The sequence below is a fragment of the Streptomyces sp. NPDC002138 genome (assembly GCF_040296485.1).
Classification (GTDB): Bacteria; Actinomycetota; Actinomycetes; order Streptomycetales; family Streptomycetaceae; genus Streptomyces.
On sequence record NZ_JBEOXE010000002.1, the window covers coordinates 87,355 to 109,195 of the forward strand.

The 21,841-nt window shown below is 71.1% G+C and carries 17 protein-coding genes; 7 read left to right on the top strand and 10 right to left on the bottom strand.

Translation table 11 applies throughout. The features are described from left to right. Positions 1–378 precede the first annotated feature (378 nt). The gene (locus ABT084_RS01485; protein ID WP_351037735.1) at positions 379–999 is read left to right on the top strand and encodes an XRE family transcriptional regulator; all 621 of its coding nucleotides are present in this window, start codon (positions 379–381) and stop codon (positions 997–999) included. Between the two features lie 173 nt (positions 1,000–1,172). Here ABT084_RS01485 and ABT084_RS01490 read toward each other — a convergent pair whose 3' ends face one another. Then, positions 1,173–2,198, bottom strand: coding sequence for an ATP-dependent 6-phosphofructokinase (locus ABT084_RS01490; RefSeq protein WP_351037610.1), 1,026 nt, complete (start codon positions 2,196–2,198; stop codon positions 1,173–1,175). 278 nt (positions 2,199–2,476) lie between these two features. Between ABT084_RS01490 and pta the strand changes: the two genes are divergently transcribed. From pta to pyk, 3 genes are all read left to right on the top strand, one after another. Further along, on the top strand, positions 2,477–4,612 hold the full coding sequence (pta, locus tag ABT084_RS01495; protein ID WP_351037611.1) for a phosphate acetyltransferase: 2,136 nt from the start codon (positions 2,477–2,479) through the stop codon (positions 4,610–4,612). Between the two features lie 46 nt (positions 4,613–4,658). Continuing rightward, entirely contained in the window at positions 4,659–5,882 is a 1,224-nt protein-coding gene (locus tag ABT084_RS01500; RefSeq protein WP_351037612.1) for an acetate kinase, read from the top strand. Between the two features lie 61 nt (positions 5,883–5,943). Continuing rightward, entirely contained in the window at positions 5,944–7,374 is a 1,431-nt protein-coding gene (gene pyk / locus ABT084_RS01505; RefSeq protein WP_351037613.1) for a pyruvate kinase, read from the top strand. Between the two features lie 146 nt (positions 7,375–7,520). Here pyk and ABT084_RS01510 read toward each other — a convergent pair whose 3' ends face one another. From ABT084_RS01510 to ABT084_RS01525, 4 genes are all read right to left on the bottom strand, one after another. Continuing rightward, positions 7,521–8,849 (bottom strand): hypothetical protein, encoded by a 1,329-nt coding sequence (locus ABT084_RS01510; RefSeq protein ID WP_351037614.1) that lies wholly within the window; start codon positions 8,847–8,849, stop codon positions 7,521–7,523. Further along, positions 8,839–9,345, bottom strand: a complete 507-nt coding sequence (locus tag ABT084_RS01515) for a DUF6114 domain-containing protein (RefSeq protein WP_351037615.1) — start codon at positions 9,343–9,345, stop codon at positions 8,839–8,841. Before ABT084_RS01515 ends, ABT084_RS01510 begins: the two co-directional genes overlap by 11 nt. Positions 9,346–9,461: 116 nt before the next feature. Beyond that, positions 9,462–10,109: a DUF6230 family protein gene (locus tag ABT084_RS01520; RefSeq protein WP_351037616.1), complete on the bottom strand. Its 648-nt coding sequence runs from the start codon at positions 10,107–10,109 to the stop codon at positions 9,462–9,464. A gap of 610 nt (positions 10,110–10,719) precedes the next feature. Then, positions 10,720–11,715, bottom strand: coding sequence for a tetratricopeptide repeat protein (locus ABT084_RS01525; RefSeq protein ID WP_351037617.1), 996 nt, complete (start codon positions 11,713–11,715; stop codon positions 10,720–10,722). A 288-nt stretch (positions 11,716–12,003) separates the two neighbouring features. On the opposite strand from ABT084_RS01525, the gene ABT084_RS01530 reads away from it, so the two are divergent. Beyond that, positions 12,004–12,654: a TetR/AcrR family transcriptional regulator gene (locus ABT084_RS01530; RefSeq protein WP_351037618.1), complete on the top strand. Its 651-nt coding sequence runs from the start codon at positions 12,004–12,006 to the stop codon at positions 12,652–12,654. 77 nt (positions 12,655–12,731) lie between these two features. Here ABT084_RS01530 and icmA read toward each other — a convergent pair whose 3' ends face one another. The 4 genes from icmA to ABT084_RS01550 all read right to left on the bottom strand — a co-directional run bounded on the left by icmA (position 12,732) and on the right by ABT084_RS01550 (position 16,694). Continuing rightward, entirely contained in the window at positions 12,732–14,432 is a 1,701-nt protein-coding gene (gene icmA / locus ABT084_RS01535; RefSeq protein ID WP_351037619.1) for a coenzyme B12-dependent isobutyryl-CoA mutase large subunit, read from the bottom strand. 104 nt (positions 14,433–14,536) lie between these two features. Next, on the bottom strand, positions 14,537–14,872 hold the full coding sequence (locus tag ABT084_RS01540; protein ID WP_351037620.1) for a DUF3817 domain-containing protein: 336 nt from the start codon (positions 14,870–14,872) through the stop codon (positions 14,537–14,539). A 52-nt stretch (positions 14,873–14,924) separates the two neighbouring features. Next, a complete protein-coding gene (locus ABT084_RS01545; RefSeq protein ID WP_351037621.1) occupies positions 14,925–15,434 on the bottom strand; it encodes a MarR family winged helix-turn-helix transcriptional regulator in 510 nt (169 codons plus the stop codon). Between the two features lie 21 nt (positions 15,435–15,455). Further along, positions 15,456–16,694, bottom strand: coding sequence for an MFS transporter (locus ABT084_RS01550; protein WP_351037622.1), 1,239 nt, complete (start codon positions 16,692–16,694; stop codon positions 15,456–15,458). 294 nt (positions 16,695–16,988) lie between these two features. Here ABT084_RS01550 and ABT084_RS01555 point away from each other — a divergent pair, with 294 nt between their 5' ends. After that, on the top strand, positions 16,989–18,737 hold the full coding sequence (locus ABT084_RS01555; RefSeq protein ID WP_351037623.1) for a glycosyltransferase family 2 protein: 1,749 nt from the start codon (positions 16,989–16,991) through the stop codon (positions 18,735–18,737). A gap of 3 nt (positions 18,738–18,740) precedes the next feature. Beyond that, the gene (glxA, locus tag ABT084_RS01560) at positions 18,741–20,747 is read left to right on the top strand and encodes a radical copper oxidase GlxA (RefSeq protein WP_351037624.1); all 2,007 of its coding nucleotides are present in this window, start codon (positions 18,741–18,743) and stop codon (positions 20,745–20,747) included. A 9-nt stretch (positions 20,748–20,756) separates the two neighbouring features. Here the strand turns inward: glxA and ABT084_RS01565 are convergent, their stop codons facing one another. After that, positions 20,757–21,785: a glycoside hydrolase family 6 protein gene (locus tag ABT084_RS01565; RefSeq protein WP_351037625.1), complete on the bottom strand. Its 1,029-nt coding sequence runs from the start codon at positions 21,783–21,785 to the stop codon at positions 20,757–20,759. Positions 21,786–21,841: the final 56 nt, after the last annotated feature.

Here is a 21,841-nt window from a genome sequence, read left to right on the forward strand (position 1 = left end):
TGACGCCGACGTCAAGGCAAGAACCGGGGAAGGGGGGCCCTCGCCACCCCCGTGTACGAGGGCCCCCGACTGGTTCACGCCCCGGTGGCCGAAGTGGTTCAGATGACGCGACCGGGTGTGATCGGGTTCACTTGATCAACAGGCGTAGGGTTGGCTTGAACCGAACCCCGTGACATAGGCCTTCGCACGATCCGATTACCGGACGGTCGCCCAAAATCCGGACACAACACCCGAACTCCGTAGGAGGTTCCTACGAGTTGTGGCCTTGTTTGAACGGTCTGTAGTCGCCAACCCCTTTCCGCTTCTACGGTGTGGCTCGTGCACTCCAGCCCCCCTTTCAATGCCCCCGCCGCCCGCCGCCTGCGCGCGGCCCTCGGCATGGCACCCGGCCACGTCGCCTACGGCCTGCGCGCCCAGTACGGGCTCCTCGTCACCCCGGAAACCGTCATGGCGTGGGAGCGTGGCGAAATACCGCCCACCTCCACCGAGCTGACGGCCCTCGCGGGCGTGCTGTGGTGCGCCCCCGGCGAGCTGCTGGCCGAGCCGGTCACCCTGCGGGAACACCGGGTCGCGCGCGGCGTGGCCCCGGAGGAGCTGGCCCGGCGGGTCGGGATGGAGCCCGCCGCCTATCTCAAGATGGAGGACTCCGGCCGCTGGAAGGGCAACGAACGCCAGTCGGCCACCCTCACCGCGCTCCTGGGGCTGACCCTGGCCCAGTTCGTCACCGCCACCGGCAAGCAGGAGGAGCTGGCGGAGCTGCTGCGCAACGCGGTGACCACCCGCTGGCAGGCCTACGTGAAGCCGCTGACCAAGCTGCTCCCGGTGGCGAAGTCCGAGCTGGAGCGGGTGCTGGAGCAGCTGCACGGGGACTACCAGTCCCGGATGCTGGCCACCTTGAGCTGGGGCAGCTCCGGCGGCCGGCCCGACAGCGGGGACGCGGGGCGCGAGTTCCTGGCGGAGATCGTGGACCGGTTCTGGGAGCTGGCGCAGGTGCGATAGGCCACAACGGCACCCCCGGGGCGTCCGCACGACGGCCCCGGCCGGTCCCGCGGGGGGACACGACCGGGGCCGTTCGGCGCGGATATCGGTGACGTAGGTCCCGGTGGTGAGGCCCGGTGGTGAGGCCCGGCGGTGAGGCCGCGCGGCGAGCCGGGACGGCGGGGACCCGCGCGCTAGAAGACCGACTCGGCCTCGTACATGCGCGACTCGGGGACCGTCTTCAGCTCGGTGACCGCGTCGGCCAGCGGCGCCATCACGATCTCGGTGCCGCGCAAGGCGGTCATGTTGCCGAAGTCGCCCCGGTGGACGCCTTCCACCGCGTGCCAGCCGAAGCGGGTCGCGAGGACGCGGTCGTAGGCCGTCGGGGTGCCACCGCGCTGGACGTGGCCGAGGATGACCGGGCGGGCCTCCTTGCCGAGGCGCCGCTCCAGCTCCACGGCGAGCCGGTTGCCGATGCCCGCGAAGCGCTCGTGCCCGTACGCGTCGATCGCGCCCTTCTCGTACGGCATGGAGCCCTCGGCCGGGTGCGCGCCCTCGGCGACGCAGACGACCGCGAACTTCTTTCCGCGGGCGAAGCGTTCCTCCACCATCTTCACCAGGGCGTCGACCTCGAAGGGCCGCTCCGGCAGGCAGATGCCGTGGGCGCCGCCCGCCATGCCGGACTCCAGGGCGATCCAGCCCGCGTGACGGCCCATGACCTCGACGACCATCACGCGCTGGTGCGACTCCGCGGTCGTCTTCAGCCGGTCGATCGCCTCGGTGGCCACCATCACGGCGGTGTCGAAACCGAAGGTGCGGTCGGTGGAGGAGATGTCGTTGTCGATGGTCTTCGGTACGCCGACCACCGGCATGCCCGCGTCGGACAGCATCCGGGCGGCGGTCAGGGTGCCTTCGCCGCCGATCGGAATGAGGGCGTCGATCTCGTAGCGCCGCGCCAGTTCCGCCGCGTTCTCGGCGGCCTCGTGCAGCCGGGCGCGCTCCATCCGGGCTGAGCCGAGAATCGTTCCGCCGCGCGCCAGAATGCCACTGACGGCATTGATGTCGAGGGGGCGGAAATGACCGTCGAGGAGGCCCTTGAAACCATCCTCGAAGCCGATGACTTCGTCGCCGTGTCCGACCACGGCACGGTGTACGACCGACCGGATGACAGCGTTCAGGCCCGGGCAGTCGCCGCCTGCGGTGAGAACTCCGATACGCATCGTGCTGTGTCTCCTGCTCCTGGTCGTACCTGACGGCCCACGTGCGGGCGGGCAGCCGTACATATGAAGGGCGTATTGATGAAGCGTGTCCGATTGTTCCACGGGCCGCGGGTGGGGCGCGCTCCGAGCCGATACCCCCGGAAGGCCTTTGGACCCTCCCGAACGGGTCTTTTTCCTGTCGGGCGCCCTATCCATCGGCGGAGGTATTGTCAAGAGGGCAAGCCCCTTCTCATGGGGAAAAACACGCCCCTACGGACCCACACGGACGGAGAGCACGCGTGACGCGCAGCGTGTACGTGACCGGCATCGACCGGGGGGACGGCCGGCAGGTCGTCGAGCTCGGACTCATGGAGCTGCTGACCCGCCAGACGGGCCGGGTGGGCGTGTACCGCCCGCTGCTGCACGACGGACCCGACCGGCTCTTCGACCTCCTCAAGGCCCGCTACCGGCTGGACCAGGACCCCTCCACGGCCTTCGGCATGGAGTACCCCGAGGCCTCCGCGCTGCTCGCCGAGAAGGGCGCCGACGAGCTGGTCTCGGAGCTGGTCGAGGGCTACCACCGGGCGGCCCGGGACTACGACGTCATGCTGGTCCTCGGCACCGACTACGCCGACACCAGCCTGCCCGACGAGCTGGCGCTCAACGCCCGCCTGGCCAACGAACTGGGCGCGGTCGTCGTGCCGGTGGTGGGGGGCACCAAGCAGACCGCCGAGTCGGTGCGCGCGGAGACCCGCAACGCCTACCGGGCCTACGAGAGCCTCGGCTGCGAGGTCGTGGCCGTGATCGTCAACCGGGTGGCCGCCGAGGACCGCCAGGCGATAGCCGAGCGGCTGGCCGCCCGGCTCCCCGTGCCCTGTTACGTACTGCCGGACGACAAGACGCTCTCGGCCCCGACCGTCGCCCAGATCACCCGGGCGCTGGGGGGCGAGGTGCTGCTCGGCGACGAGGCCGGGCTGGCCCGCGACGCCGTCGACTTCGTCTTCGGCGGCGCCATGCTGCCCAACTTCCTGAACGCCCTGACCCCCGGCTGCCTGGTCGTCACCCCCGGGGACCGCTCCGACCTGGTCATCGGCGCGCTCGCCGCGCACACCTCGGGCACCCCGCCGATCGCCGGCATCCTGCTGACGCTGAACGAGCGCCCCGGCCAGGACATCCTGACGCTGGCCTCGAAGCTGGCGCCCGGTACCCCGGTGGTCTCGGTCGCGGGCAACAGCTTCCCGACCGCCGCCGAACTCTTCGCGCTGCAGAGCCGGCTGAACTCCGCGACCCCGCGCAAGCTGGAGACCGCGCTCGGCCTCTTCGAGCGCCACGTGGACACGGCCGCGCTGCGCGACCGGATCTCGCTGACCCGCTCCACCCGGGTCACGCCCATGATGTTCGAGCACGAGCTGCTGGAGCGGGCCCGCTCCGAGCGGCGCCGGGTGGTCCTGCCCGAGGGCACCGAGGAGCGGGTGCTGCGCGCCGCGGACGTGGTGCTGCGCCGGGGGGTGTGCGACCTGACCCTGCTGGGCGAGGAGCAGGCGATCCTGAAGAAGGCCGCCGACCTCGGCATCGACATCAGCACCGCGCAGCTGATCGACCCGGCGACCTCCCCGCTGCGGGAACGTTTCGCCGAGTACTACGCCAAGGCCCGCTCCCACAAGGGCATGACGGTCGAGCTGGCCAACGACGTGGTCACCGACGTCAATTACTTCGGCACCCTGATGGTCCAGGAGGGCCTGGCCGACGGCATGGTCTCCGGCGCGGTGCACTCCACCGCCGCCACCATCCGGCCCGCCTTCGAGATCATCAAGACGAGCGCAGCCGCGCGAAGCGCGTCAGGCAGGGTGGTGGCGGGCGACGGGAGGGCAAAGCCGGAGGCGTCCATCGTCTCCTCGGTCTTCTTCATGTGCCTGGCCGACAAGGTCCTGGCCTACGGCGACTGCGCGGTGAACCCGGACCCGAACGCCGAGCAGCTCGCCGACATCGCCATCCAGTCGGCCGCCACCGCCGCCGCCTTCGGGCTGGAGCCGCGGATCGCGATGCTCTCGTACTCGACGGGCACCTCCGGTTCGGGCGCGGACGTCGACAAGGTCCGCAAGGCCACCGAGATCGTCCGCTCGCAGCGGCCCGACCTGATGATCGAGGGCCCGATCCAGTACGACGCCGCCGTCGAGCCGAGCGTGGCGGCGACCAAGCTGCCGGACTCCGAGGTGGCCGGGCGGGCGACCGTACTGATCTTCCCGGACCTCAACACCGGCAACAACACCTACAAGGCCGTACAGCGCTCCGCGGGCGCCGTCGCGGTCGGCCCCGTCCTGCAGGGCCTGCGCAAGCCGGTCAACGACCTCTCGCGCGGCGCGCTGGTCCAGGACATCGTCACCACCGTGGCGATCACCGCGATCCAGGCCCAGTCCAAGCCCGCCGCGGGCTGACGCCCGTACGACCACCCCGCACCCCACACGAGAAGGTTCCGCATCAGTGACCGCATCGCGCGTACTCGTCCTCAACTCCGGCTCCTCGTCGGTCAAGTACCAGCTGCTCGACATGGCGGACGGGTCCCGCCTGGCCGCCGGACTGGTGGAGCGCATCGGCGAGGAGACCTCCCGGCTGGTGCACGAACACCTGGTCGACGACCCGTCCGCGGCGGCGGGTGACGCCAGGCGGGAGTCGCTCGGCCCGATCGCGGACCACCGGACGGCCCTGCGGGCCGTCGCGGCCGAGCTGGCCGCCGACGGCATGGGCCTGGACTCCCCCGAGCTGGCCGCGATCGGGCACCGGGTGGTGCACGGCGGGACGCGGTTCACCCGGCCGACCGTGATCGACGACGAGGTGCTGGCGGAGATCCGCGCCCTGATCCCGCTCGCGCCGCTGCACAACCCGGCGAACGTGACGGGCATCGAGGTGGCCCGGGCGCTGCGCCCGGACCTCCCGCAGGTCGCGGTCTTCGACACGGCCTTCCACGCGACGATGCCGGAGCACGTGGCGCGGTACGCGATCGACGCCGCGACGGCCGACAAGTACTCCATCCGGCGGTACGGCTTCCACGGCACCTCCCACGCGTACGTGTCCCGGGCGACCGCGGCCCTGCTGGGCAAGGCGCCCGAGGACGTGAACGTCATCGTGCTGCACCTGGGCAACGGCGCCTCGGCCTCGGCGGTCCGGGGCGGGGTGTGCGTGGAGACGTCCATGGGCCTGACCCCGCTGGAGGGTCTGATCATGGGCACCCGCTCCGGGGACCTGGACCCGGCCGTCGTCTTCCACCTGGCCCGGGTGGGCGGCCTCTCGGTGGATGAGATCGATTCGCTCCTGAACAAGAAGAGCGGTCTGCTGGGCATGTGCGGGGACAACGACATGCGCGAGGTGATGCGGCGCGCGGGCGAGGGCGACGAGGCGGCGGGCGTCGCCTTCGCGGCGTACGTCCACCGCTTGAAGAAGTACATCGGCGCCTACTCGGCCGTGCTCGGCCGGGTGGACGCGGTGGCGTTCACGGCCGGGGTCGGCGAGAACGCCCACCAGGTGCGGGAAGCTGCCGTGGACGGTCTGGCCGAGCTGGGGCTCGCGCTGGACCTGGAGGCCAACGCGGCGCGCTCCCCGGAGCCGCGGCTGATCTCGGCGGAGTACGCGCGGGTGGCCGTGGCCGTGGTCCCGACGGATGAGGAACTGGAGATCGCCACCCAGGCGTACGCGCTGGTTACCCGTTAGTCACTTGGACTTTCCACCAGACGGAATATTCCGCTACGAAACAAACCGATAGGATCCGTCCATGCGCCGTTCCAAAATCGTCTGCACGCTGGGCCCCGCCGTCGACTCGTATGAGCAGCTGAAAGCGCTCATCGAGGCAGGCATGAACGTGGCCCGATTCAACTTCAGCCACGGATCCCAGGCAGAACACCAGGAGCGGTACGACCGCGTCCGGAAGGTCTCCGAGGACACCGGGCGTGCCGTCGGCGTCCTCGCCGACCTCCAGGGTCCCAAGATCCGTCTGGAAACCTTCGCCGAGGGTCCCGTCGAGCTGGTGCGCGGTGACGAGTTCACCATCACCACCGAGGACGTCCCGGGCGACAAGTCCATCTGCGGCACCACCTACAAGGGCCTGCCGGGCGACGTCTCCCAGGGCGACCAGATCCTGATCAACGACGGCAACGTCGAGCTCCGGGTGACCGCCGTCGAGGGTCCGCGGGTCAAGACCATCGTCATCGAGGGCGGTGTCATCTCGGACCACAAGGGCATCAACCTGCCGGGTGCGGCCGTCAACGTCCCGGCCCTGTCCGAGAAGGACGTCGACGACCTCCGCTTCGCCCTGCGGATGGGCTGCGACATGGTCGCCCTGTCCTTCGTCCGCGACGCCAACGACGTCAACGACGTCCACAAGGTCATGGACGAGGAGGGCCGCCGGGTCCCCGTCATCGCCAAGGTCGAGAAGCCGCAGGCGGTCGCGAACATGGAGGCCGTCGTCGACGCCTTCGACGCGGTCATGGTGGCCCGCGGTGACCTGGCCGTCGAGTACCCGCTCGAGAAGGTCCCGATGGTCCAGAAGCGGCTCATCGAGATGTGCCGCCGCAACGCCAAGCCCGTGATCGTCGCGACCCAGATGATGGAGTCGATGATCACCAACTCGCGGCCGACCCGCGCCGAGGCCTCCGACGTCGCGAACGCCATCCTCGACGGCGCCGACGCCGTCATGCTGTCGGCCGAGTCCTCGGTCGGCGCCTACCCGATCGAGACCGTCAAGACGATGTCGAAGATCGTCGTCGCGGCCGAGGAAGAGCTGCTCTCCAAGGGCCTCCAGCCCCTGGTCCCGGGCAAGAAGCCGCGCACCCAGGGCGGCTCCGTCGCCCGCGCGGCCTGCGAGATCGCCGACTTCCTCGACGGCAAGGCCCTGGTCGCCTTCACCCACTCCGGTGACACGGCCCGCCGCCTGTCGCGCTACCGCACGGTCCAGCCGATCCTGGCCTTCACGACCAGCGAGAGCACCCGCAACCAGCTCGCGCTGAGCTGGGGCGTCGAGTCGTACGTCGTCCGCCACGTCGACAACACCGACGCGATGGTCGACCTGGTCGACGACGAGCTGCTCAAGCTCGGGCGCTACAACCAGGGCGACACCATGATCATCACGGCCGGTTCGCCCCCCGGCGTCCCGGGCACGACCAACATGGTCCGCGTCCACCACCTCAACGGTGGCGTCCGCGACTGACGTCGCCGCGCGGCACACCGCCGCGCACCCGTCTGCCGCACAGACGCGAGGGCGGCACCCCGGTCGATCGGGGTGCCGCCCTCGGTGCGTCACAGGAGCCGCGGCGGTGCGGACGGGGACGCGGACGGGACCGCCCGCGCCGGCGCCTACTCCGGCGGGCCGATGTAGTTGTGCAGGCCCGGAACGGTGAGGTTGCCGCCGAACTGGCCGGCCTGGACGACCTTGACGTTCGTGAAGAACGCGAAGGGGACGTTCAGCGGCGGCGGAGTGTTCGGGGTGAACTCGATCGGGATGAGCCCGAACAGGTTCCCCTTGAGGCTCTCGGTGTACATCGTCACCGTGCCGCCGCGGATCGTGGACGTGGACCCCGGACGGGACTTGAGGTGGGCGACGTTCCCGCTCTTGCCGACCGTCTGGTAGAGGTCCTTGATGTCGAGCGAGTCCGCGGTGAACTTGAGGACCTTCTTGGTGCTCCCGTTCGCGGTCTTGACCTCGACGATACCCGCGTAGTCCAGCCCGTAGAGGGTCAGCAGGGAGCTGTCGAGGTACCAGGGCTCGTCGGGCAGGACCGGGGCGCCGGGCTCCAGCTTCGCGTTGGCCAGGGCCTGGGCGTCCAGCGTCGGGCAGGGGAAGGGAGTCTTCCCGTCCACCGTCTTGCCGTCGGCGGCCTTGTCCGCGCCGCTCTTGGCGTCGCCGGCCTTCTTGTCCGCGTCGGCCTTCTTCTCGTCCGACGTCCCCGTCTCGTCCTTCGCGGTCTTCGCGGTGTCCTTCACGTCCTGCGACAGCTCCGAGACCGAGACGCCGGCCTTGTCCGCCGCCGCCCGGATCGGGTCCGCGGCCGGGTCCGGAGTCGCCTTCGCGCCGGGCGTGGTGGCGGGCGCGGGCGTCGGGGTGACCGCGCCCTTGCCCTTGAGGGGCTTGCCCAGCTCGTCGAAGAAGTCCTTGACCGCGCCGCCCAGACCCAGCGGGTCCAGCGGGTTCGGGGTCTTCGCCGCCGCCGACGGGGAGGCGCTCGCGGACGGCGAGGCGGCCGGGGCCCCCTGCTTGGCCGGCTGGGCCTGGGTGGCGGGCTTGGCCGGGTCGGGCTTGGCCGCGGGCTTGGAGGCCGACGCGGAGGCCTTGGGAGCGGGCACCACCGGGACGCCCGCCGAGGGGCTCGCGGTGGGCGACGCGCTCGGGGACGGGCTCGTGGAAGCCGAGGCCGACGGGGAAGGCGATTCCGTGGGCTCGTCGGACCGCGTGACGCACGGCCCGGGCGCGAACGGGATCTCCTTGTCGTCGGCCAGCGCCATCTTCGGCGCCATGCCCATCCCGACGAAGACCGCGGTCGGCATCGCCGCCAGCGCCATCGTCTTGCCGACGGGTATCTGGAGCTTGGTCAGCAGCGACTTCCTGGGCGCCGCGTGGCGCGGGCCCCTTCTCTCACGGGACTCTTCGCCTGGGGCCTGGGCCCGTTGCGTTTCGTCACCCCGCACTGTTCCTCCCGCCATCGGCGTGGGCAGTCGTCTCGGAAGCGTGGTCCGTTTCCGCCTCGCGGGGAGCGGGCAGTGCGACCTCGGGGGCGAGGGGCCTGCCGGGCGCCCAGGCCAACGCGAGGCAGCCGCCGATCAGCGCGCACAGGAAGCCCAGCAGGAAGCCACCGATGTTCGACACCGGCAGGGACACGAGTCCCAGCAGCAGCGTGGCGACACCGGCGAAGATCCTGATTCCCTGCTGGAACCAGAGGGCGAGTCCGAGCGTGACCAGCAGGACACCGATGATCAGTGAGCCCGCGCCGGCCGTCGTCGCCATGGCGATGGTGATGTTGCCCAACCGGACGTCCGCGTACGGGAAGTACGCGATCGGAAGACCGCCCAGCAGCGTGAACAGCCCCGCCCAGAACGGCCGGGCACCGCGCCAGGCGCGGAACCGGTACCAGAGCACCGTGAGCCAGTGATCGTCTGCCGGGGTTACGGGGGCCTCGGGGTACATGGACAACAGCTCCCTGAAAACGGTCGTACGGAGAACTACGTGGAGCGCCCGGCCGGGCGGACGGGGCGGCGGATCGGCCACCACGCCCGCCCGGCCGGTTCAAGCGACCGGACGGACTACTTGACGTCCTGGTAGCACGGCTGGTCACCGCTGAGCAGACGCAGCTTGAGGTCCGGCAGCGTGAAGGTGCCCGCCGTCGTCGCCCAAGCCTTCTGCCGCACGTTGGTCAGCGTGGCCTTCTTCGCGCGCTGCGAGAAGAGACCGCCATCGGACACCGTGCCGGCCTGCGGCTTGGTGGTGTGGCTCGCGTCGCCGACCGCGACACCGATGTCGAGCTGCTCGAACTTGGCGTCCGCGTCCAGCTCGGCGACATCGAGGTAGATGTTCTCCGCGACGGCGGGACGGCCCTTGTTGCCCGTCCGCAGCTGCAGGGTGATGTTGCCGAGGCCGGGCACCGGGGTGACCAGCGACTGGCACATGTTGGTGATCTCGGCGTGACTGAACCCGGAGATCGTGACCGGGTGGTACGCGTCCTTCTTGTCGTCGCCGAGGGTCTTGCCCTTGGCCACGCTGCCGTACTGGATCAGGTTGTCACCGACGAGCTCGTCGGCCGACACCTTGAAGTCCTGGCCCGAGACGCTGAAGGACGCCGCGAGAGCGCCCTGCGCCAGACCCACACCCACCGCGGCGGTGGCCGCGATGCTCGGCACCATGACGAGAGCGAAGCGCTTCCATCTGGTCCCACCACGAACCTGGGAAATCATGTTGTTCCTCCTCATCGGACGTACATCTCCGGTCCGGGCCCTGCCCGTCCTGGGATGGGAGAAGTGCTACGTCCTCGGGAAGGAGCGCAGGAGACCGTGCCACGGCTGTGCCGCGTCAGGAACACCGGCGATCACCCCCGAGCGACAACCACTGGGCCACGCGTTCGCGCAACCTGATGAGGACAGGCACCACCCGGGAACGGCGGCGACCCCCCTGTCCCACGTCCGGTGGCACTGCCACCGGCCGGCTCGGTGGGGACCCCTCCACGCGGTGCCGTCTGACCGGCGCTGCGGGATGGACCGAGCGTGGCCGATCGTTGTCCATTACCGGCCGGGGCACAAGGGGGTTCGTTACTGGCGGGTAACGGCTGGATAACCTCAGTGCGACACGTCGCCGTCGGGCAGCAACACAGGGTGTTACCCAAGGCCACGACAAAGGGCGGAAGAGTGAACCAACCGGACACTTCACGGGGTTCGGCTTACTGCGAGTAACAGCGGCCGCGATTGCCAAGTTTTGGCAAAGCGCGGCCGCTGTTTATCTCCGTGTCAACAAATCGCCGGTGGTCCACCGACATGCGAGCGGGCCTCGGGGCGGCCCCCCGGGCGAGCCCTAGAAGAGCACCCGGGCGAGCGCCGTGCGCGCCGCCGAGACCCGGGGGTCGTCCGCCCCGATGACCTCGAACAGCTCCAGCAGCCGCACCCGCACCGCGTCGCGGTCGTCACCCGCCGTGACGCGGACCGCGTCGACGAGCCGGCCGAAGGCGTCCTGCACGTGACCGCCGGCCATGTCCAGGTCGGCCGCCGCGATCTGCGCCGCCGGATCGGCCGGACGCGCGGCCGCCGCGGTGCGCACGTCCTGCGGGTTCATGTGCTGCACCCGCGCGAGGAGCTCGGCCTGGGCCAGGCCCAGCTTGGCCTCGCTGTTGCCCGGGTCCCCGGCCAGTACGTTCTTGTACGCCTGGACGGCTCCGCCCAGGTCACCCGCGTCCAGCGCGACGACGGCCGCCTCGAGCAGCGCGTCGTACGGGCCCTCCGGCTCCTCGTCCGCGCCGCCCGCGGCGTGGGCGCCCTCGGCGGAGGGGGCCACCACGATGCCGGTGAGGCCGTAGCGCTCCTCAGCGACCTGGATGAGCTGGCCGAGCGTCTCGCGGATCTGCTGCTCGGGCACCGCGCCCTGGAACAGCGGCAGCGCCTGACCGGCGACGACCGCGAACACGGCGGGGATGCCCTGGACGCCGAACTGCTGCATCAGCATCTGGTTGGCGTCGACATCGATCTTGGCCAGAACCAGACGGCCGTTCGCCCCGCTGACGAGGCGCTCCAGCACCGGGCTGAGCTGCTTGCACGGCTCGCACCACTCGGCCCAGAAGTCGATGACGACCGGGACCTGGTGCGAGAGTTCGAGGACGTCGAGTTCGAAACCGGCCTCGTCGACATCGATGACGAGCGCCGACGGCGCCACGGCGCCGGGAACGGCGGCGTCCGAGCCGCCGCCCTGCCGGGCCGCGGCCGCGCGCGCCTGCTCCGCCTTCGCCTTGGCCTCGCCGGCCGCCTTCACCGCGGCGAGGTCGACGACGCCGCTCATGGACATGTTTCTGGGCTGCATGCGTACATCCTCCCCCGTGTGCGCGCGCCGACGAAAAGACCTCGTGAAAGACGTCGTAAAACAGCACTGCCGAACCGCTGTGGAACCACTGCCGAACGGCCGTGCACCTGAACCTCTGTGGCGCCGGGTCCCCACCTGGCGCCGTAGCTTCGCGTGGTTGTCGCTCTTACGCTACGAGTCGTAGCGTAACTCCCCGATGCCTCCCTCCGGGTCGGCCGTACCCCGTGATCTGAACCACACCGTCCAGGGTCCGCGCGGTTCCGCTACTGGCGGGTATGGTCACCGTCCATGCGCAACCCCGTCTCCGGCAGCCCCTCCTCCGGCTCCGGCCGCACCGGCCGCCCCCGCAGCGCCACGGCGGACGCCGCGATCCTGGCCGCCACCCGGGACGCGCTGGTCGAACTGGGGTGGTCGAAGCTGACCATGGGCGACGTCTCGGCCCGGGCGGGGGTCGCCAAGACCACGCTCTACCGCCGCTGGGCGGGCAAGAACGAGCTGGTCGTGGACGCCGTCGCGGAGCTCTTCGACTCCCTCGAACTTCCCGACCGGGGCTCGCTCCAAGGGGACATCGAGTACGTCGTCCTGCAGTTCGCGGCGCTGCTGCGGCGCCCGGAGGCCCGTACGGCGCTCATGGCGGTGGTCGCCGAGTCCACCCGGGACGAGGCCCTGCGCGACCGGATCCGGTCGGCGATCGTGGACCGGCAGAAACGTCTCGTCGTACTGGGCCGCGAACGCGCCCAGGCCCGCGGCGAGCTGCCCTACGAGGCGGACCCGCACCTCGCCGACGACACCACGGACCTGATCTTCGACGTCATCGCGGGCACGGTGGTGCACCGCGCCCTGGTGAGCGCGGAGCCGGTGGACGAGGTCTGGGTCGCCACCTTCACCGCCCTCCTGATGCACGGACTGCTGGGCGCGGCCCAGACCGGTACGGCCTGAGACGCGCCCAGCGGGAGGGGTGCGGGGATCGGGAGGATCCGGGGATCAGAAGATCCGGGGATCAGAAGATCCGGGGATCAGAAGCCGGGCGGCTCCGTGTAGGTGCCCCACTCGTCCCGCAGCACGTTGCAGATCTCGCCGAGCGTCGCCTCGGCCCGTACGGCGTCGAGCATGGCCGGGATCATGTTCGACCCGTCCCGCGCCGCCGCCAGCATCGCGTCCAGCCCGGCCCGCACCTTCGCGTCGTCCCGGCCGGCCTTGCGCTCCGCCAGCTCGCGGACCTGGACCGTCTCCACCTCGTGGCTGACCCGGAGGATCTCCAGGTCGCCGGTGACGGAGCCGTGGTGCACGTTGACGCCGACGACCCGCTTGTCACCCTTCTCCAGCGAACGCTGGTACTGGAAGGCCGACTCGGCGATCTCCCCGGTGAACCAGCCGTCCTCGATGCCGCGCAGGATGCCCGAGGTGATCGGCCCGATCGGGTGCTGCCCGTCCGGGTGGGCGCGCAGGCCGCGCTCCTTGATCTGGTCGAAGATCTTCTCGGCCTCGGCCTCGATCCGGTCGGTGAGCTGCTCGACGAACCAGGAGCCGCCGAGCGGGTCGGCCACATTGGCCACCCCGGTCTCCTCCATCAGCACCTGCTGCGTGCGCAGCGCGATCTCGGCGGCCTGCTCGCTCGGCAGCGCGAGGGTCTCGTCGAGGGCGTTGGTGTGCAGCGAGTTGGTGCCGCCGAGGACCGCCGCGAGGGCCTCCACGGCCGTGCGGACGACGTTGTTGTACGGCTGCTGGGCGGTGAGGGAGACACCGGCCGTCTGGGTGTGGAAGCGCAGCCACATGGACTTGTCGGACTTCGCTCCGTACACCTCCTTCATCCAGCGCGCCCAGATCCGGCGGGCGGCGCGGAACTTGGCGATCTCCTCGAAGAAGTCGAGGTGCGCGTCGAAGAAGAAGGACAGGCCGGGCGCGAAGACGTCCACGTCCATGCCGCGCGAGAGGCCGAGCTCGACGTAGCCGAAGCCGTCGGCGAGGGTGTACGCCAGCTCCTGCGCGGCCGTCGCCCCGGCCTCGCGGATGTGGTAGCCGGAGACGGAGAGCGGCTTGTAGGCGGGGATGCCCTTCGCGCAGTACTCCATCAGGTCGCCGATGAGGCGCAGGTGCGGCTCGGGTTCGAAGAGCCACTCCTTCTGGGCGATGTACTCCTTGAAGATGTCGGTCTGCAGCGTGCCGTTGAGCAGGGCCGGGTCGACGCCCTGGCGCTCGGCGGCGACCAGGTACATGCAGAAGGCGGGCACGGCGGGCCCGCTGATGGTCATCGAGGTGGTGACGTCGCCGAGCGGGATGTCCTTGAAGAGGACCTCCATGTCGGCGGCCGAGTCGATGGCGACACCGCAGTGCCCGACCTCGCCGAGGGCGCGGGGATCGTCGGAGTCGCGGCCCATGAGGGTGGGCATGTCGAAGGCGACCGAGAGGCCGCCGCCGCCCGCGGCCAGGATCATCTTGTAGCGCTCGTTGGTCTGCTCGGCGTTGCCGAAGCCGGCGAACTGCCGGATGGTCCAGGTCCGCCCGCGGTAACCGGTCGCGTGCAGGCCCCGGGTGTAGGGGTACTCCCCCGGCCAGCCGATGCGCTCGAAGCCCTCGTAGGCATCTCCGGGCCGGGGCCCGTATACCGGTTCGACCTCGTCGCCGGAGAGCGTGGTGAAATCGGCCTCGCGCTTGCGGGCCTTGTCGTAACGGGCCTGCCAGCGAAGGCGGCCTTGCTCGATGGCGTTGGCGTCCATGCTGCGAATTTACTAGGACGTCCTAGTAAATGTCGATGGCCGACCCCGGGAAGTCGTCCCGGGGTGGTGTGAGATCGAGCGCGGCTCCAGTGCGGAGCCCGGCGTCAGGCCTTCGCGGTGGCGGGCACCGGGGCGCCGGCGACCAGGGGCTCGATCTCGGCGCGGACCTTGCGCTCGACGAAGAACGCGGCGAGCGGGATCGTGCCGGAGAGCATGACCCACAGCATCTTGCCGAAGGGCCACTTCGCCTTGGAGCCGAGGTCGAAGGCGAAGACCAGGTAGATCATGAAGAGCACGCCGTGGGCCTGGGAGACCACGAAGGTCAGGTCCGCGCCCTTGTCGAAGCCGTACTTGAAAATCATGCAGGTGCACAGCACCAGCAGCATCACCGCGGTGGCAAAGGCCATCACCCGGTACCGGGTCAGCACGCTTTTCTTCATGGCACTGAGCCTAACCGTCCGTTTTGCGCGATCTTGACGGGGGTGGCCGCGGCTACTTCTCGTCGAAGTCGTCCGCCGCCACCCGCAGGGGCCTGAGCATCGCGAAGATCTCCGCGCACTCCTCCGCGTCGTAGGCGCCCAGGCCGAAGTCCATCGCCATCAGGTCCCGGGTCGCCGCCTCGACGACCTCGCGGCCCTTGTCGGTGATCGAGGCGAGCGTGCCGCGGCCGTCGTTGGGGTTGGGGCGCTTGGCGACCAGGCCGGAGCGGACCAGGCGGTCGACGGTGTTCGTCACCGAGGTGGGGTGCACCATCAGCCGCTCGCCGATCTTCGACATCGGCAGCTCGCCGGCCTTGGAGAAGGTCAGCAGGACGAGTGCCTCGTAGCGCGCGAAGGTGAGCCCGTACGGCTTGACCACCGCGTCGACCTCGCCGAGCAGGATCTGGTGCGCGCGCATGATCGAGGTGATCGCGGCCATCGAGGGCACCGGTCCCCAGCGCCGCTGCCAGAGTTCGTCGGCGCGGGCGATGGGGTCGAAGGGAAGACTGAGCGGCTTGGGCACGCACCAGACCCTACCCGTCGGTCATTTGACGGCGGGGGCCGTCTCACTCTTCGGCCCGGGCGCTTCCCGCGGGGCCGTCGCGCGCAGCTCCGCGAGCAGGAAGAGCACGCATCCGGTGCCGAGCACCCCGGACCCGGCGACCACCACGTGGACCGGAAGGAACTCCGCCACGAGCCCGGCGAGGGCCATGCCGACGCCCTGGAGGGTCATCAGTCCGGTGCTCAGCAGCGTCATGGCCCGGCCGCGCAGCTCGTCGGGGACCGCGTCCACGTACCACTGGTCGAGGCCGAGGGTGTAGGCGTGGGTCAGTCCGGCCACCACGAGGAGGGTCAGCAGGACCGCCACCCCTGGCCGGGCGGCGTACCCGAGCAGCGGCAGCAGGCCGACGGCCGCCAGGGGGGCCACGAGGCGCGAGCGGGCGGCGGCGCCGAGCACGGATCCCGCCCCCAGCTCGCCGACGATGGCGCCGACGGGCATCGCGCACATCAGCAGGCCGAGGACGGCCGTACTCGCCCCGATGTGATCGGCGTACGGCGCCATCAGCGCCTCCGGTACGACGGCGAACAGCGGCGGGAGCCAGAACATCAGGGTGATCGCGCGGAGCCTGCGGTCGCCGAAGACGGCGCGGACAGCCGCGAACGGCGAGGTGCGCCCGGACCCGGCGGCGCGCGCCGGGCGGGCGCGGGTCCCGAAGCGCAGCAGCAGGGCGGAGCAGACGAAGGTCCCGGCGGTGATCGCGATCGCCCCGCGCGGGGAGACGGCGGTGAGCAGGATCCCGCCGACGCCGAAGCCGATGAGCTGCGCGCTCTGGGCCACCATGCGCAGCAGGGAACGCCCGAGGACGAAGGCGTCGCCGTCGCCGAGGATGTCGGCGAGGGAGGCGTTGCGGGTGCCCTGGAAGAGCGGCGCGACGAAGGCCATGGCGCAGCGCAGCACGAAGAGCAGGGCGACGGGCGTCCCCGGCAGCACCATCGCGGCGGCGCAGGCCGCGCAGACGAGGTCACAGACGACGAGCACCCGGCGGGCGGGGTAGCGGTCGGCGACCCCGGCGAGCAGGGTGCCGCCGAGGGCGTAGGGGAGGAAGCCGAGCGCGAAGGTGAGCGCGCTGAGGAGGGGGGAGCCGGTGACGCGGAAGACGAGGACGGTGAGCGAGATCTCCGCGACGACGAGCCCGAGGACGGACATGAGGTGGGCGGCGAAGACGGGCCGGAACTCGCGGACCCGGAAGGCGGCGGGGTAGCCGGGGGGTGCGGATGCCATGCGGTGCAGCGTGCCGGGGAGGGGGTGGGGGGGCCATTGATTCGGGCCTGCGCGAATGTTCCGGCGGGGGGGCGGGCGGGGGCGGGGCGGATGTCCGGCTGCCTGGTGACGGTGGTCGTGCCCTCCACGGGCGCCTCAAACGCCGGCGGGGCTGGATTCGCGGGGCCTCGAGTGCCGGCGAGGCGGGAACGGGGGCGGGCCGGGGTTCCCCCGAACGGGCGCATTCGGGTCGCCGTGGTCCTGAACGTCCACTTCTGTAGGGGTATCGATTCTGGGGCGAGCGCAGGAGGGACCGTGCGGCCGGAAGGCTTCGACTACGAGACCCACAGCCGTCTCGCCGGTCCGTTCGCGGAGCCGGAACCCGGTCCGGACGGGGTCTACCGGGTGGGGTACCGCTCCCTGCTGTCGCGCGAGCCGCACCGAATACGGGCCGTCGCGCTCATGACCCTCGCGCCCACCCTGTCCGCCGTGCTGTTCCTCTACCTCGTCTGGCCGACCCACTGGACCGTCCGCGAGGGCGGCGCCCGGTGGCTGGTGCACCTCGACACCGTGATGCTCGTGTCCATCGCCCTGATCATGCTCTTCATGCTGGTCAACGTGGTGTCCATCGCCCACGCCACGATGATGGCCCGCGATCCGGTCCCGGTTCCGGCCGAACCCGGCACCCGGGTCGCGTTCCTGACGACGTACGTGCCCGGCAAGGAGCCCCTCGCCATGGCGCGGGCCACCCTGCGGGCGGCGGTCCGCATCCGTCACGAGGGGCCGCTCGACATCTGGCTGCTGGACGAGGGGGACGACCCCGCCACCAGGGAACTGTGCGCGGAACTCGGCGTCCGGCACTTCACCCGCAAGGGCATACCCGAGTGGAACACCCGCGCCGGCGCCCATCGCGCGAGGACCAAGCACGGCAACTACAACGCCTGGCTGGCCCGGCACGGCGAGGACTACGACTTCTTCGCGTCCGTCGACACCGACCACGTCCCGACGCCCGACTTCCTCGAGCGCATGCTCGGCTACTTCCGCGACCCCGACACCGCCTTCGTCGTCGGCCCGCAGGTCTACGGCAACTACACGGCGGCCGTCACCAAGGCCGCCGAATCGCAGCAGTACCTCTTCCACGCGCTCATCCAGCGGGCGGGCAACCGCTACGGCGCCCCCATGTTCGTCGGCACCAACAACGCCGTCCGCGTCAGCGCGCTGCGCCAGGTCGGCGGCCTGTACGACTCGATCACCGAGGACATGGCCACCGGCTTCGAGCTGCACCGCAGCCGCAATCCCGCCACCGGGCGGTTCTGGCGTTCCGTCTACACCCCGGACGTGCTCGCCGTCGGCGAGGGCCCGGCGTCCTGGACGGACTTCTTCACCCAGCAGCTGCGCTGGTCGCGCGGGACCTACGAGACCCTCATCCGGCAGTACGGGAAGAGCCCGTTGCGGATGCCCGCCGGGCGCCGGCTCAACTACACGCTGATGCTGGTGTACTACCCGATGACCGCCGTGAACTGGTTCCTCGGCATCCTCAGCTGCGTGCTGTTCCTCTGGTTCGGCGCCTCCGGCACCCAGGTCTCCTCCGAGGTCTGGCTGATGCTCTGCACGGACGCCGCCGCCCTCCAGGTGGGCCTCTACCTGTGGAACCGCCGGCACAACGTCTCGCCCCACGAGCCCGCGGGCTCCGGCGGCCTGGCCGGAATGGCGATGTCCGCGGTCTGCGCCCCCGTCTATCTCGCGTCCCTCGGCTCCGCGGTCCTGCGCACGCGGGGCCGCTTCGTCGTCACCCCCAAGGGCGGCGACGCGAGCCCGGACCGCCTGGCGACCTTCCGGATCCACCTCTGCTGGGCCTTCGTACTGATCGCCTCGCTGGCCGCCTCGGTCCGCTACGGCCACACCCATGTGGCCATGCGGATCTGGGCGGTGCTCGCGCTGTGCGTCAGCCTCGCCCCCCTCGCCGTCTGGGGCCTCACCCGCCTGGGCGGCCGTCGCGCCCGGTCCCGCGCCGAGCCCGGGGACGAGCCGGAGCCGGCCCTCGCCACCACCGGAGGGAGCTGACCCATGGCCCACCGCCCCTCGACGCGGCTCAAGAAGACGGTCCTCGGGACGGGCGCTGTCCTCGTGCTGGCGGCGCTCAACGCCCCCGCCACGCTGTCCTTCGCGGGGGACGCCTACCACGCGTACAAGATCGGGCGGCCCAGCTACAAGATCCAGTACGGCTCGTGGGACCTGATCGGGCTCCCCGAGGAGTACCGGATCAACGCCATGCACGCGGCGCTGCTGCACACCGGCAAGGTGCTGCTCATCGCGGGCTCGGGCAACAACCAGCGCAACTTCGACAAGGGCACCTTCGACACCATCCTGTGGGACCCCTCCGACAACACCTTCAAGAAGATCCCGACCCCCGAGGACTTCTTCTGCTCCGGGCACGCCCAGCTCCCCGACGGGCGGCTGCTGGTGGCGGGCGGCACCGCCCGCTACGAGGTGCTCGACGGCAAGGTCACCCGGGCGGGCGGCGGCATGCGGGTCAAGAACGAGAACCCCGACAAGGCCGTCACCCTGAAGAAGGGCACCCGCTTCCGCTCCCCCTCGGGGGTCGAGTACGTCTCCCGCTTCGACGTCACCGTGCCCGCGGCCACGCGCGCGTTCGAGATCGGCTACGGGCGCGGCGGGCAGATGCTGCCCTGGCACACCAAGGTGACCGCGGCCGAGGCGCGGGTCTTCGTGGAGGCCGTACGGGAGGGCCGCGAGGGGCTCACCACGCAGGCGGCGCAGTACGCGGTCGTCGGGCTGAAGGGCCGGGACGCCGACGACGTCTACGGCCTCGCCGAGCGGCTCAGCACCGTCAAGCAGGACTTCCAGGGCATCAAGTCGGCCTACGAGTTCGACCCGCGGGCGGAGAGGTACGTCCCCGTCGACCCGATGAAGGACGCCCGCTGGTACCCGACCCTCGTCGGCCTCCAGGACGGCAGGGTGCTCGCGGTCTCCGGCCTCAACGACGTCGGCGACGTGGTCCCCGGCGACAACGAGATCTACGACCCGCAGACCAGGAAGTGGACCAAGGGGCCCCTCCACTACTTCCCCACCTACCCCGCCCTCTTCCTCACCCAGGGCGGCAGACTCCTGTTCACCGGCTCCAACGCGGGCTACGGGCCCAAGAACAAGGGCCGTGCGCCCGGCCTGTGGGACCTGAACACCAACACGTTCACGAAGGTCGGCGGGCTCACCGACACCGACCAGCTGGAGACCTCCTCCTCCGTGCTGCTGCCCCCCGCGCAGGACCAGAAGGTGATGGTCCTCGGCGGCGGCGGCGTGGGCGAGTCCAAGCTCTCCACCGGCCGCACGGCCGTGATCGACCTCAAGGCGGACCACCCCGCCTTCCGCACCACCGCCCGGCTGCCCCAGGGCACCCGCTACCTCAGCAGCGTGCTGCTCCCCGACGACTCGGTCTTCACGACCGGCGGCTCCGCCGACTACCGCGGCCGGGGCGCCTCGGACATCCACAAGGCGCAGTTCTACTACCCGCGCAGCGACTCCTTCGTGGCGGCCGCCGACCCCGTGGTGGGCCGCGACTACCACTCCGAGGCGCTCCTGCTGCCGGACGGGCGGGTGGCCACCTTCGGCTCGGACCCGCTCTTCGCGGACAAGGACAACACCAGACTGGGCAGGTTCGAGCACCGCCTGGAGGTGTACACCCCGCCCTACCTCTACCGGGATCCGAAGCTGCGGCCCGTCCTCGGCGCGGGTCCGGACGAGGTCGCCCCCGGCGGCCGGGCCACCTTCAGGGCCGCCCGCCCGGAGCGGATCGTACGGGCCCGGCTGATGCGGCCCAGCGCGGTCACGCACTCCACGGACGTGGAGCAGCGCTCCGTGGAGCTGGGGCTGACCCGGACGAAGGACGCGGTCACGGTGGAGGTGCCGGGCGACCCCACGCTCGTACCGCCCGGCTGGTACATGCTGTTCGCGGCCGACGCGGACGGGACTCCGTCGGTGGCGAAGTGGATCCGGGTCACGGCTCCGGTGACGGCGACGCCGACGTCGGACGTGGGGTGGATGCCGCCCGGCTGACGCCTCGTCCTACTCCTTGGCGCGGCGGGCGAGGCCCAGCGCGTAGTCCGGCCACCAGCGGCCGGCCTCCGGGCCGCCCCGGCAGGGGCCGTCCGACTCCCCGGGCCGCTTGATCCACAGGTAGGCGTCGACCAGCGGATCGCCCGTCCTGTCGGTGGGCGGGACGCCCAGCGAGCGGCCCGGCGGGTTGCACCAGGCCTGCTGCCCGCCGCCCGCCAGCGGTCCGTCGCCGTTGCGGCTGGTGTCGATGACGAAGTGCTTGCCCTTGGTGCCCTTGGAGAGGGCGGCGCCGTACGCCCGCCCCGCCGCGTCCGGCTGGAAGTTGGACACGTTGAGCGAGAAGCCGTCGGCCCGCTCGATGCCCGCCTTGTACAGCGGCTCGACCAGGTCCGCCGGATCCGGGATCCACGCCGGATTGCCCGCGTCCAGGTAGACCTTGGTGTTCTTGTTCCGCTTCAGCCGGTCGACGGCCTCCGCGAGCAGTTGGTAGCGCTCGTCGCGGTGACCGGCCTGGGTGCAGCCGTCGACGAGGTGCGGGACGGCGTCCGGCTCCAGGATGACGATCGCCTTCGCGTCGCCGATGTTGTCGGCGAAGGCGCCGATCCAGCCGCGGTAGGCCGCGGCGTCCCGGGCGCCGCCGGCCGAGTGCTGACCGCAGTCGCGGTAGGGGATGTTGTACGCCGTGAGCACCACGGTCCGCCCCGCCTCGCGGGCTCCGTCCACGGCCCGGCGGATCTCCGGCCCCGGATCGTCCCCCGGGCCCCACAGGGCCATCGGCCGCTCCGAGATCCTGCGCAGCAGCTGGGCGTCGCTGTTGCGGCCCTGCGCCTCCCACGCGTCGACCTGGTGGGCCGCGTCGCTCTGCGGATCCACCCAGAACGGCGAACCGGCGGCCTCCGGTTCGCCGGGCGCGGCGGCCCGGGTCAGGGCCGGGACGGTTCCCTGGCCGGAGGAGGTGCAGGCGGCGAGGAGCACCGCCAGCGCCGGCGACAGGAGGACGAGGCGGGTCGGGGTGGTGCTGCGGCGGCGGCCTGGCATCCGGATTCCTCGGGACGGCGGGGCGGGCGGCGGACCGGGACATCGTGACATAACGG